Source organism: Microbacterium sp. ZKA21, from assembly GCF_050434165.1.
GTDB lineage: Bacteria > Actinomycetota > Actinomycetes > Actinomycetales > Microbacteriaceae > Microbacterium.
Window position 1 is genome coordinate 639,504 of the sequence record NZ_JBNPVV010000002.1, and the last position, 12,535, is coordinate 652,038.

Here is a 12,535-nt window from a genome sequence, read left to right on the forward strand (position 1 = left end):
GTACCGAGATGACCACCACCGTCGCCGTCATCGGGCTCGGAGCCATGGGCCTTCCCATGGCCACCCGCCTGGCCGAGCGCTTCACCGTCCGCGGGTTCGACATCGCTCCGGAGCGCGTCGCGCTGGCCGCTGAGAAGGGCGTCGCCGCGGCATCCTCCGCGGCCGAGGCCGTCGCCGATGCGCAGGCGGTCCTCGTGGCCGTGCGCACCGGCGCGCAGCTCGACGCCCTGCTGTTCGGCGAGAGCGGACTCGCACCGCACCTGGCCGAGGGGTCCGTCGTGATCCTCACCAGCACCGTCGGCACCGAGGGCATCGCCGACACCGCGGCCCGCCTCGCCGAACACGGCGCGCACCTCGTGGACGCGCCGTTGTCGGGCGGTCCGGTGCGCGCAGGCGAAGGCGACCTGCTCATCGTCGTGGGTGCGACGCCGGATGCTCTCGAGATCGCGCGCCCGATTCTGGATCAGCTGGCATCGACGCTCTCGATCGTGGGGGAGCGGCCCGGAGACGGGCAGGCGCTCAAGACCGTCAACCAGCTGCTGTGCGGCGTGCACATCGCCGCCGCGGCCGAGGCGCTCGCCCTCGCCGACGCGCTCGGCCTCGACCGTGAGAAGACACTCGAGGCGCTGACCGCCGGCGCCGCGAACTCGTTCATGCTCGGCAACCGCGGACCGCGGGCGCTGCAGGCGTACGACGAGGAGGGCGCCGAGGTGCTCAGCCGCCTGGACATCTTCGTCAAGGACCTCGGCATCGTCGGCGACGCCGCACGCCGGGCGCACCTGTCCACCCCCGTGGCGGCTGCCGCAGAACAACTGTTCCTACTCGGCGAGGGGCTGGGACTCGGTGCGCACGACGACTCCGCCGTGATCCGCGTGATCGCCCCCGAACGACTGTCCTGACCCGAACCGTACGGCGCACGCGCCGGAAAGAAGAGATTCGATGACGCTCCCTCTTCCCGCCCTGATCGCGATCGGAGTGGCAGGCCTCGCGCTGCTGCTCCTGCTGATCATCCGCTTCAAGATGCAGGCCTTCTACGCCCTCATCCTGGTGTCCATCGTCGTCGGCCTCGCGGCCGGCCTGCCGATGACCACGATCCCCGCGACGGACACTTCCCCCGAGCAACTCGGCATCATTCAGGCGATCATCGCCGGTGTCGGGGGCACGCTCGGCTCCGTCGCCGTGCTCGTCGCGCTCGGGTCGATGCTCGGCAAGATCATCGAGCTGTCCGGCGGCGCCGAATCGCTCGCAGGCAAGTTCACGTCGTGGCTCGGCCCCAAGCGCGTCGGCATCGCGCTCGTGGCCGCCGCCGGCATCCTCGCCATCCCGGTGTTCTTCGACGCCGGGTTCATCATCCTCGTGCCGATCATCTTCGCGTTCTCGAAGATCGCCGGGCTCAACCCGATCACCTTCGGGCTGCCGGTGGCCGGCATCATGCTCGCCGTCCACGTCGCGGTCCCACCGCACCCCGGCATCGTCGGGGGAGCGACCATCCTGGGCGCTGACATCGGCTGGGTGCTGATCTTCTCGCTGCTCATCTCGATCCCGCTGGCTGTGCTCTCCTACGTCGTGTCGAAGATCATCAACCGCCGCGAGTTCGCGATGATCGAGGCGACAAAGGAGATGTTCGACCGCTTCGGCGCAGACGACGCGTCGCCCAACAGCGGGCTGCGCGAGGGCGAGAAGGCCCCCAGCGCCTACACGGTGCTGACGATCATCCTGCTTCCGCTCGTGCTCATCATGCTGGGCACGACCGTCGCACCGGCGTTCGAGGCCGGCACGTTCTGGAACGGCTTCCTGTCGATGATCGGCCAGCCGATCTTCGCACTCATGGTGGCGATCGCCGCCGCCATGTTCCTGCTCGGCGTACGCCGCGGCTGGTCCGGCGCGAAGCTCGGCGAGGTCATGGAGTCCGCCCTCCCCAGCGCTGCGGTGATCATCCTCATCACCGGCGCCGGCGGCGCCTTCGGCCGCATCCTCACCGAGACCGGCATCGGCGGCGCCGTCGCCGAGGTGCTCGCCGGAACCGGGATGCCGCTGCTGCTGGCCGCGTTCCTGATCTCGCTCATCATGCGAGCGGCCCAGGGATCGGCGACCGTGGCGATCACGACGACGGCAGGACTGCTGCTGCCGACGGTCGCCGTGCTCGGTCTCGACACGATCCACATCGCCCTCGTCGCCATCGCCATCGGCTACGGCGCGCTGGGACTCAGCCACGTGAACGACTCCGGATTCTGGGTCGTCACGCGCTATCTGGGCCTGTCCGTCAAGGATGGCCTGCGCACCTGGACCCCGCTCACGACCGTGCTCGGTGCCGCCGGGTTCCTCCTCACCTGGCTGCTGTACGCGATCATCCCGATGAGCTGAACTCGGAGCGGATCGCACCCGCCGGTCGATGGAAGCCTCGATCGACCGGCGGGGGACGCGTAGGGTCGGAGACATGGTCACCGTCGCCGAGAACATCGTCAGGACACTCCGCGCCAACGGGATCGATCGGGTCTACGGCATCCCGGGCGACTCCCTCAACGGCTTCACCGACGCCCTGCGCAAGGACGGCACGATCCGCTGGGTGCACGTCCGCCACGAGGAGACCGCGGCCTTCGCCGCCGCAGCGGATGCCGCGACCACCGGCCGGCTCGCGGTCGTCGCCGGCTCCTGCGGACCGGGCAACCTCCACCTCATCAATGGACTCTACGACGCGAACCGTTCACGCGTGCCCGTGCTGGCGATCGCCGCTCACATCCCGACGACCGAGATCGGCACCGGCTACTTCCAGGAGACGCACCCGCAGGAGGTCTTCCGCGAGTGCAGCGTCTATGCGGAGTACGTGGCCGACCCGCGGCAGATGCCGCGTCTGCTCGAGATCGCGATGCGCAACGCCATCGAACAGCGCGGCGTCGCCGTGCTCGTGATCCCCGGGGACGTCGCGCTCGCGCACATCGAATCGGATCGGGCGACCGCCATCGAGCAGGCCCGACCGGTGGTCGTGCCGAGTGGAGCCGAGCTGGAGAAGGCGGCCACGCTGCTCAACGCCGCACGCACCGTGACGATCCTCGCCGGTGCCGGAGTCGAGGGTGCGCACGACGAGGTCATCGCTCTCGCCGACCGCCTGGGTGCGCCGATCGTGCACGCACTGCGGGGCAAGGAGTTCATCGAGCACGACAACCCCTTCGACGTGGGGATGACCGGACTGCTCGGGTTCGCCTCCGGCTATCGGGCGATGGAGGCGGCGGATGCGGTGCTCATCCTCGGCAGCGACTTCCCGTACGCGCAGTTCTATCCCGATGACGCGACGACGATCCAGATCGACATCCGCGGCGCCCAGCTGGGCAAGCGGCATCCGCTCGATCTCGGACTCGTCGGGGATGCCGGGGCGACCGCTGCCGCGCTCCTGCCCCGCCTAGCCGAGAAGACGGACCGGTCGCATCTGAACGACTCCCGCGAGCACTACCGCAGAACCCGCGCGAAGCTCGACGATCTCGCGGTCCCGTCGCGCGGTGACAACCCGATCCACCCGCAGTATCTCGCGCGACTCGTGAACGAGCATGCGACGGACGACGCGATCTTCACGGCGGACGTCGGCTCGCCGACCGTGTGGGCGGCGCGATACCTCACGATGACCGCGGACCGGCGCCTGATCGGGTCGTTCACGCACGGCTCCATGGCCAACGCGCTGCTGCACGGCATCGGCGCCCAGGCGGCGCACCCCGATCGCCAGGTCGTCGCCCTGGCCGGCGACGGCGGACTGACCATGATGCTCGGCGAGCTCATCACGCTCACGCAGAACCGGCTGCCGGTCAAGACGATCGTCGTGAACAACGCGTCGCTGAACTTCGTGGAGCTGGAGATGAAGGCCGCCGGGTTCGTCACGTACGGCACCGACCTCGTCAACCCCGACTTCGCCGCCGTCGCGCAGGCGATGGGCATCTTCGCGCGGCGCGTGGAGCGCAGCGATGAGCTCGAGGATGCCGTGCGGGAGGTCCTCGAGCACGACGGCCCCGCTCTGCTGGATGTCGTCACCGAGCGCCAGGAGCTCTCGATGCCGCCGGCGATCGAGGCATCCCAGGTCAAGGGGTTCGCCCTCTACGCGATCCGCACCGTCATGTCGGGGCGAGGCGACGAGCTGCTCGATCTCGCGCGGGCGAACTGGCGCCAGCTGTTCTGACACTCGCGCGAACCCGGACGTCCTGCAGGGCCCGGCACTCTCGGGCGGGTTCAGGCCTCCGCGATCGCGCGCGCCTCGGCCGCTTCTGCCGTCCGACCGAGCGCCTCGAGCACGTCGCCGAGCTCGAGAGCGGCGACCTGACGCAGCGGCGGGATCTCCGCGGCGTGCTCGAGCACGGTGCGGTAGATCGCGACCGCGTCAGCACCGCGATCGTTCCCGGCGAGCACGCGTGCGGCGAAAAGCTCCGAGCCGCCGGATGCTCCGGCATCCCCGAGCGTCAGGAACCCGTCCGCAGCCGTGAGCGCCGCGGACACTGCCTCGTCCACCCGCCCGAGGCCCGCGAACGCGCGCGCCCGGGAATCGGTGACATCGGCGAGCAGCCAGCCGGCTTCGTGCTCGGTCGCCAGAGCGGCGACCTCATCCAAGAGGGCGAATGCGCGCTCGTCCTGCTGCCCGGCGTACGCCTGAGCGAGATCGTGCAGCACCTCGGTGACGGCGCCAACGGCATCCGGAGTCCGTCGGACGATCTCGGCCGCCGTCTCCAGCAGCTCGATCGCATCTGCATGCTCCTCGAAGCGGGCGAGGATCCGCGCCTGCTGGCTGAGCGCCAGTGCCTGGTCGGGTCCCTCCTCGGCAGCGCCATACAGTTCAGCGGCGTAGCCGAAGGCGCCCACCGCCTGGCCGAACTCGCCCGACGAGGCGAGCGACCGCGCGAGCATCATCACCGTCACGGCGCGCGATCCCTCTGGGACCTCGGCCTCCTCCTCGCGGCGCAGCACGTCGCCGAAGAGCTCGGCGGCCTCTGCGGCATCACCGGTCGCGAGCATGGCCCGAGCGAGTCGGAAGTCGATGCCGGACAGGTCGCCGCCCTCGCGGCCGACAAGGTGTGCGGCGGTGCGGTAGCGGTTGACGGCCTTCTCGGCGTCGCCGGCGTCCTCCCAGAGTGCGCCCGCGAGCATGTGGGTCGCGGCCAGCGCGCTGTCGGCGCCGATCCCGGCGAGCGTGCGGCCCGCTTCGTCGGCGTCCGCCGCACCGGCGGCGAACTCGCCCTGACCGCCGCGGATGCGGGCACGGATCTCGAGCGCCCTGGCGCGGTGACCGGCGCCGAGGCCGTCTTCGAGGAGCAGCCGGTCGAGGTGGCCGAGGGCTCGTTCGAGGCGTTCGCTCTGCAGCAGGGCGAAGACGGCGAGCAGGCTCGTGGAGTGCACGTGGCGCGTGTCATCGGCCTCCGCGAAACCGCGGTGCGCCCGCTCCGCCAGATCCAGTGCGGCGTCGTACTCCTCCGCCTTCAGGTGCAGCGACGCACGGCTGATCGCCAGATCGCCGCGCGACCGCGGCGGCAGCGCCGCGTCGTCGGCCAGTTCGCGATCGAGTGCGGCAGCGGCCCCCGGCGAAGCGTCGCCGAAGGTCGCGAGTCCGAGGCGCTCCTCGAGATCGGCCTGGGCGTCGTCGCCCGCGGCGCGCAGCGCTGCAACGCGTTCGGGCAGCAGGGCACGCGCCTCGTCCAGGCGGTCGCCGGCCACGAGCACTGCGACGCGGATCGACTGCAGGCGGGCGTGCTTCTCGGCATCCGTCACGCCGAAGGCATGCGGCAGCGCGGCCAGGGTCTCCGGTTCGGTGCCGTAGTCGGCGAGCTCGACCACGCGATCGAACCACGCGTCGGCGTCGGCGGGGAACGCGGCGGAGACCGGTTCGACGAACGCGTCGGATCGGATCGGCACATCGTACGAGACCCCGGCGAGGCCGCGCAGACGACGCAGCCGCTCGGCGTGCGCGTCGCCGCCGTCGCGGGCGTCGAACTCCGCGCCGATGCGCTCGGCCGCGGCCCAGCACGCGGCAGCCAGGGCGGATGCCGTCCACGCGCCGTCATGTGCGCCGAAGAACGGCAGCAGGGCCGCGGCATCCGCACCGCGCACCGGCGTCTCGCCGTGTCCGGCGGCTGCGACCCTGTCCAGCGCGAACGCGAAGGCGCTGAGCGCCGCGAAATGGGCATCCACGTTCAAGTCGTCGTGGGCGAGCCAGCCCAGGTGGCGCTCGACGAGCGACAGGGCGCGGGCCTCGTTGCCGCTGACGGCGCAGAAGACGATGTTGTTCGCGACGATCGTGAGATTGTCGGGGTTGTCCTTGGCGAGCCGGTAGCTGCGCAGATGGGCCGTCTTGGCCTCGTCGAATCGCTCGGCGCGCAGATACGGCAGCAGGACGCGGGAGAGGGCGTGCTCCGGCTCCTCGCCGCATGAGAAGCCGCCTTCGATCATCTCCTCGACGAGGCGGATCGCCTCGGGATCCCGATCCGTGTCCACGAAGAACCCGGCCACCTGGCTGCGGCTGCAGGCGTCGCAGTGGCTGTGCTCGTCACGCGGCGTCGCCTCGAGCTGCACGCGCAGCCGCTCGGCGTCCTCGATGCGACCGGCATCCCAGGCGTCCTCGAAACGGGCGGTGAGCACACCGCTCATGCCGAGACCTGCCTTGCGGTAGTGGGCTTCCATGTCGTCGAGGACAGCGGTGATCTGCTCCTGCGAGAACGCGGGGGAGGAGCGCAGCGCGGACGCCATCCACTTGAACTGCCACATCAGATCGGCGCCGCCGTTGTCGATGTCGGCCGGGAAGCGGACCGGATCCGCATCATGGCGCGCGAGGCACCAGGCGAACGAGTTCAGCATGACGTCGGTCGCGCCGCCCATGTTCGCCGACGCCGTCTGACGCATCCTCGCCTGGTACTCCAGACGGTCGTCGCCGATCTCCTGCGCCAGCGAGACCGCCTGCGCGACCAGCGCCTGCTCGGCCGGACCCCACGGCGTGGTGTCGATCTCTTCGAGGAGCTGCTGGAACTGCTTCTTGGGACGTGCCATGGGAACCCTTCTGCGGTGGCGGTCGTTCAGCGGACGTCGTCGATCGTGTCGACGTCGATGCCGGCGGAGAGTGAGACGAGATCCGCGAGCGCGGTCGTCATGAGCGTGCGATCCGCGTCGGAGAGCGGATGATGGCCGGCCAGCAGCGCCTGGATGTAGAGCAGCTGCACGGTGCGCGAGAACACGGCGTCGTCGCGGACACCGGTGAGCGAGCGCACCACCCGATTCGACCAGTTCAGGCACAGCCGTGCACTGAGATCGTCGTCGCGGCCGGCGGAAAGCGTGTCGTCGATCCGTGCGAGCACGCCGCCCCACAGGGCGCCGGTGATCCCCTTCGTCCGGTGGCGATCCAGCGACCGCAGCACCTCGGGATCGGCGACGTAGAGTCCGGGGAGCTCCGGCCGGTCGATCGCGCGCACGACGACGGCGCAATCGGATGCCGCGAGCACCGCGCCCGCCCGCTCCTCCAGCTCGACGGCGGCTGCGCGGTCGTCGAGCGGCGGCGGGTCGAGCCGGTCGAGCTCGCCCGTGACGTCGACCTTCTCGACGGTGACGTGCGGGTACAGCTCGGGGAGCATCCGGACAAGGTCGGCGTCGTACAGGTAGCCCCCGTTGACGAGCACCTCCGCGCTCGGCGAGATGCCGGCGACCTGGCGGAACTCGTCCACGGTCTGCGCATAGCGCACGTGCCCGAAGCGCTCGACGAGATCGCCGATGCGGATGCTGCCGTGCGTGGTCTCGACGGTCAGCCAGCGGGTGATGAAGGCGGCGAGCTCCTCGTCGTGGCGCACCAGCGATTTGAGGCCGACCTCGTGGATCGCCACGAACTGCGCCAGTCGGTGCGGTTCGCGAAGGCCCAGTTCGAGGATCCAGCGCCGGATGCCGGCACCGAGCTGTTCGCGGACCCGCTCCAGGGCGGCATCCTCGACCAGCGATTCGCGGCTCGCGGTCGGCGCGAGCCCTGTGGAGTCGATGACGGCTCGGACGAAGAACGCCCAATCGGGAAGGACGTCGTCGGCGCGCTCGGACAGCAGCATCCGGCCCAGATACATCCGCGTCGCCTGGCGGGAGCCGGGCGGAGGAGCGAACGGAAGGACATACGCGAGGCCGCGTGTACCCGTCGCCGGCTCCGCCAGTTCGATGACATCCAGCGGAGAGGCTCCGAGCAGGTCGCGGCCGTACTGCACCGCGGCATCCGGGTCCGTACGTGCGTCCAGGAACGGCGCCGGTCGCGTGATGTCGACGTCGCCGGAGGGCGTCTCGAGCACGACCCTGACCGGCAGGAACTCGCCGAACGTCGTCGCCAGTTCGCGCACGGCATCCGGGCGCAGCAGGTCGTCGGCGTCGAACCGGGGGATGAGGTGCACGCTCGTGCCGATCGGCAGCTCCTCGGCGAGCTCGGCGACCTGGAACGTGCCGTCCGCGCTGCCCGTCCATTCGACGCTCGCGCCGCCGCGGGCGCTGCGGGAACGGATCACGATCGTGTCGGCCACCATGAAGCAGCTGAGCAGCCCGATGCCGAACTGCCCGAGGTAGTCGCTGCGCGGAAGATCGAAGATGTCGCGCTTGGAACTGCGTCCGACGGTGGCGAGGAGCTCGGCGACCTCCGTGGCGTTCAGTCCGACGCCGTCGTCGCGCAGGACGAACTCGCCGGATGCCTCGGTGAGCGGTGTGATGCGGATCGTGCCGCCGGATCCATCGACCTCGGAGCGTGCCGTGATGGCGTCGCGGGCGTTCTGCAGGAGCTCGCGCAGATACACACGGGGACTGGAGTAGATGTGCCTGCTGAGCAGATCCACGACCCCCCGCAGATCGACCTGGAACTGCTGGATCTCCCCGTGCAAAGCACCCTCCCTCGACCGACTGACGAGCCTAACAGGCGCCGCTCGGTTCGCCCGGGCCCGCCGGATGCCCTACACTGGTGAGGCAGTTGTCTGCATTGTTTCGCCGTGCCCACGGGTGCAGAAGCGATGCGGAACCAGGGGCCTCATGGTCTCTAGGGCGGTAGCTCAATTGGCAGAGCAGCGGTCTCCAAAACCGCAGGTTGCAGGTTCGATTCCTGTCCGCCCTGCGCGTCAGCGCCACGCTGGCACACGAAAGGTACATTCAGGATGGATCAGGACGAACCGCGCGGCGAAGTCGTCGCGGCAGGCGGCGCAGCCGCTGTCAAGAAGCTCGGCTTCTTCGGCCGCATCGCGCTGTTCTTCCGTCAGGTCATCGGAGAGCTCCGCAAGGTCGTCACCCCGACCCGCAAGGAGCTGCTCAAGTTCACCGGTGTGGTCCTCGTCTTCGTGGTGATCGTCATGGCCTTCGTCTACGGCCTGGACACCGCCTTCTCGTGGCTGACGGCTCAGGTCTTCGGGGTTCCGCAGTAAGAGCCCCAATCCCGCGGTTAGCGCCGCAGTGAATGGAAAGAATAAACGTGTCTGAACGATATTCCGACGACGCCGACTGGGCGACCGCAGCGGAGCAGTCCAGCGAGGACGACGAGGCGCAGGAGGGCAACGTCCTCTCCGCTGAAGAGCTCGCCGTCGCTCCCGCTGAGCACGTCGCCCTGCATGTCGAGGGCGATGATGAGGAAGAGGACGACACGGATGACGACATCGACATCGACGACCCGGAGGCGGACGCGATCGTGAACGACGCTCTCAACCTGGACGAAGCGGCCGAGTCCGAGGCTGCCGCTGAGGTCCTCAACGATTCCACGGCCGAAGAGGTCGCCGACCGCGAAGCGGCGGAAGCCGACGAGGTCGCGCCGTACGACGGTCCGGACGTGAACGGCGACGACGAGGCGGAGACCGCCGAGTCCGACGACGAGGCGGACCCGTACGAGGAGTTCCGCCTCGACCTGCGGATGCTGCCGGGCAAGTGGTACGTGATCCACTCATACGCCGGATTCGAGCGCAAGGTGAAGGCCAACATCGAGCAGCGCAAGTCGACGCTCGAGGTCGAGGACGACATCTACCAGGTCGAGGTCCCGATGGAGGACGTCGTCGAGATCAAGAACGGCCAGCGCAAGATGGTCACCCGCGTGCGCATCCCCGGTTACGTGCTGGTGCGCATGGAGCTCAACGAGGACACCTGGTCCGTCGTCCGCCACACCCCCGGTGTCACCGGCTTCGTGGGCAACGCCCACAACCCGACGCCGCTGCGTTTCGAAGAGGCCTTCAACATGCTGAAGTCCCTCGTCGAGGTCAAGGACGTCCCGACCGCGAAGAACGTCCAGTCCAAGGGCGGCGTCGCCGTCGCCCGTCCGGTCGCGGCCGAGATCGACTTCGAGGTCGGCGAGACCATCACGATCAAGGAGGGCTCGTTCGCGGGTCTTCCCGGTTCGATCAGCGAGATCAAGCCCGAGAGCGGCAAGCTCACGGTGCTCGTCTCCCTCTTCGAGCGCGAGACCCCGGTCGAGCTGTCGTTCGACCAGGTCACCAAGATGCTCTGACACTTCCGGGCTCGCTGAGCCTGTCGAAGCGAACGGCCGTCCCATTCGGGGCGGCCGTTCCTGCGTTCCGGCGCTTCGCCTCGGACAGTTGCACGATCCGGGAACCGATGCCGTGCCGGAAACCGCTTTTCGCTCGTGCATATGTTCCCGGCCGTGCAGCTGAACCGCCAGGTGCGCGCCGCGCGGTGGTGCTTGGGCGACGGATCCGGGCGCTCCACGCGCCGGACGGTGCATGGACGCGGCATCCGATCCGATCAGGTAGACTTGGCTGGTTTGTGTGCCGCTTCGGCGTGCGCGCAGACGACCACGACCCGGAGATGCCGGGCCTGTGGGAGAAGCGGATGCCACGGCATCCGATTCGACGAAAGGAAAGAGAATGGCACCGAAGAAGAAGGTGACCGGCCTGATCAAGCTTCAGATCAACGCCGGTGCAGCCAACCCGGCGCCGCCGATCGGCCCCGCGCTCGGTCAGCATGGCGTCAACATCATGGAGTTCTGCAAGGCGTACAACGCCGCGACCGAGTCGCAGCGCGGCAACGTCATCCCCGTGGAGATCACCGTCTACGAGGACCGCAGCTTCACGTTCATCCTGAAGACTCCGCCGGCTGCGGAGCTCATCAAGAAGGCCGCCGGCCTTCCGAAGGGCTCGGCCACGCCGCACACGGTCAAGGTCGGCAAGATCACGAAGGACCAGGTCCGTCAGATCGCCGAGACCAAGCAGGCTGACCTGAACGCGAATGACATCGAGGCCGCCTCGAAGATCATCGCCGGCACAGCCCGCTCCATGGGCATCACGGTCGAGGGCTGAGGAGAATAATCATGGCTACCAAGTCCAAGGCTTACAAGGCTGCCGTCGAGAAGATCGAGGCAGACCGTTTCTACACTCCCGCTGAGGCCGTCGCCCTGGCGAAGGAGACCGGCTCCGCGAAGTTCGACTCCACGGTCGAGGTCGCGCTGAAGCTCTCGGTCGACCCCCGCAAGGCGGACCAGATGGTGCGCGGCACCGTCATCCTGCCGCACGGCACCGGTAAGACCGCCCGCGTCATCGTGTTCGCCACCGGCCCAGCGGCCGAGGCAGCGATCGCCGCAGGTGCGGATGAGGTCGGCGGCGCCGAGCTCATCCAGAAGGTCGCCGACGGCTGGACCAACTTCGATGCGGCCGTCTCGACCCCCGAGCTCATGGGACAGGTCGGTCGACTGGGCAAGGTCCTCGGCCCCCGTGGTCTGATGCCGAACCCGAAGACCGGTACGGTGACCCCGAACCCGGCCAAGGCCGTCGAGGACATCAAGGGCGGAAAGATCGAGTTCCGCGTCGACAAGCACGCCAACGTGCACTTCGTCGTCGGCAAGGCGTCGTTCACCACCGAGCAGCTCAACGAGAACATCGATGCAGCGCTCGAGGAGATCGTGCGCCTCAAGCCGTCGAGCTCGAAGGGCCGTTACATCCAGAAGGGTGCGGTGTCGACCACGTTCGGCCCCGGCATCCCGCTGGACGTCAACGCCATCTGAGTCGACGACTCGCTTCGTCGAAGGGCCTCCGCTGCAGCGGGGGCCCTTCGTCGTACCAGGGGATGCCGGCGCGGGACGTCCACAGGCAGGGGAGCGGATGCTGCGCACCCGCGGATTCCGGCGCGACACGCCATGGGATCACCCGGATTTGCCCGACCCCCGGATCCCGCGTAAGTTATTACTTGTTCGCCCCACAGGGAAGCGGAAAGGCCGAGAGCCTCACCCCCCTCAAGCGGAGAACCACCCCCGATTCCTTCTCACTCTTGAGAGTCCGGACGTTCGCGTCTAGGATGGGGGATCCACCTCGTGGTACGCAGTCACCGGCTGTGCAGCGGATCTTCGATCCGAAAGCGCCGATTTGACAGCCACCGCGAAACGGATAAGCTAGAGAAGTTGTCTCGAAGCTCTAACGCTTCGCTTCATCACCTCTGGTTCCGAGCCGCTCGGCACGTCGATTTGACAAGCTGAACGGCACGGATAAGATAGAGAAGTTGCCCTTCGGGCCTGGTCGTGAGGCTGGGTCGGGGGAGCGTCTGATCCTTGAGAACTCAACAGCGTGCACTTGTCAAATGC

9 protein-coding genes and 1 tRNA gene are annotated in these 12,535 nt (G+C 68.7%); 8 read left to right on the plus strand and 2 right to left on the minus strand.

Translation table 11 applies throughout. The features are described 5' to 3' along the window. Positions 1–8: 8 nt before the first annotated feature. From M2317_RS07195 to poxB, 3 genes are all read left to right on the plus strand, one after another. Entirely contained in the window at positions 9–899 is an 891-nt protein-coding gene (locus M2317_RS07195; RefSeq protein ID WP_429458691.1) for an NAD(P)-dependent oxidoreductase, read from the plus strand. Positions 900–939: 40 nt separating this feature from the next. Beyond that, complete coding sequence (locus M2317_RS07200) at positions 940–2,364, plus strand: GntP family transporter (protein WP_429458693.1); 1,425 nt, start codon at positions 940–942, stop codon at positions 2,362–2,364. 73 nt (positions 2,365–2,437) lie between these two features. Then, entirely contained in the window at positions 2,438–4,162 is a 1,725-nt protein-coding gene (gene poxB, locus M2317_RS07205; protein ID WP_429458694.1) for a ubiquinone-dependent pyruvate dehydrogenase, read from the plus strand. Positions 4,163–4,212: 50 nt separating this feature from the next. Here the strand turns inward: poxB and M2317_RS07210 are convergent, their stop codons facing one another. Continuing rightward, positions 4,213–7,011, minus strand: coding sequence for a hypothetical protein (locus M2317_RS07210; protein WP_429458696.1), 2,799 nt, complete (start codon positions 7,009–7,011; stop codon positions 4,213–4,215). 26 nt (positions 7,012–7,037) lie between these two features. Further along, on the minus strand, positions 7,038–8,855 hold the full coding sequence (locus M2317_RS07215) for an HSP90 family protein (RefSeq protein ID WP_429458698.1): 1,818 nt from the start codon (positions 8,853–8,855) through the stop codon (positions 7,038–7,040). A gap of 154 nt (positions 8,856–9,009) precedes the next feature. Here M2317_RS07215 and M2317_RS07220 point away from each other — a divergent pair. The 5 genes from M2317_RS07220 (at position 9,010) to rplA (ending at position 11,962) form a co-directional block, all read left to right on the plus strand. After that, a tRNA-Trp gene (locus tag M2317_RS07220) sits at positions 9,010–9,082 on the plus strand. Between the two features lie 40 nt (positions 9,083–9,122). After that, positions 9,123–9,386: a preprotein translocase subunit SecE gene (gene secE / locus M2317_RS07225; RefSeq protein WP_429458699.1), complete on the plus strand. Its 264-nt coding sequence runs from the start codon at positions 9,123–9,125 to the stop codon at positions 9,384–9,386. A gap of 47 nt (positions 9,387–9,433) precedes the next feature. Then, the gene (gene nusG / locus M2317_RS07230; protein WP_429458701.1) at positions 9,434–10,453 is read left to right on the plus strand and encodes a transcription termination/antitermination protein NusG; all 1,020 of its coding nucleotides are present in this window, start codon (positions 9,434–9,436) and stop codon (positions 10,451–10,453) included. Between the two features lie 376 nt (positions 10,454–10,829). Further along, positions 10,830–11,261, plus strand: a complete 432-nt coding sequence (rplK, locus tag M2317_RS07235; protein ID WP_429458703.1) for a 50S ribosomal protein L11 — start codon at positions 10,830–10,832, stop codon at positions 11,259–11,261. 11 nt (positions 11,262–11,272) lie between these two features. Next, positions 11,273–11,962: a 50S ribosomal protein L1 gene (gene rplA / locus M2317_RS07240; protein ID WP_264157045.1), complete on the plus strand. Its 690-nt coding sequence runs from the start codon at positions 11,273–11,275 to the stop codon at positions 11,960–11,962. Positions 11,963–12,535 lie beyond the last annotated feature (573 nt).

Coding starts and splice junctions, on each gene's coding strand:
- M2317_RS07195 (WP_429458691.1), top strand. CDS start 9: ATGACCACCACCGTCGCCGTCATCGGGCTCGGAGCCATGGGCCTTCCC.
- M2317_RS07200 (WP_429458693.1), top strand. CDS start 940: ATGACGCTCCCTCTTCCCGCCCTGATCGCGATCGGAGTGGCAGGCCTC.
- poxB (WP_429458694.1), top strand. CDS start 2,438: ATGGTCACCGTCGCCGAGAACATCGTCAGGACACTCCGCGCCAACGGG.
- M2317_RS07210 (WP_429458696.1), bottom strand. CDS start 7,011: ATGGCACGTCCCAAGAAGCAGTTCCAGCAGCTCCTCGAAGAGATCGAC.
- secE (WP_429458699.1), top strand. CDS start 9,123: ATGGATCAGGACGAACCGCGCGGCGAAGTCGTCGCGGCAGGCGGCGCA.
- rplK (WP_429458703.1), top strand. CDS start 10,830: ATGGCACCGAAGAAGAAGGTGACCGGCCTGATCAAGCTTCAGATCAAC.
- rplA (WP_264157045.1), top strand. CDS start 11,273: ATGGCTACCAAGTCCAAGGCTTACAAGGCTGCCGTCGAGAAGATCGAG.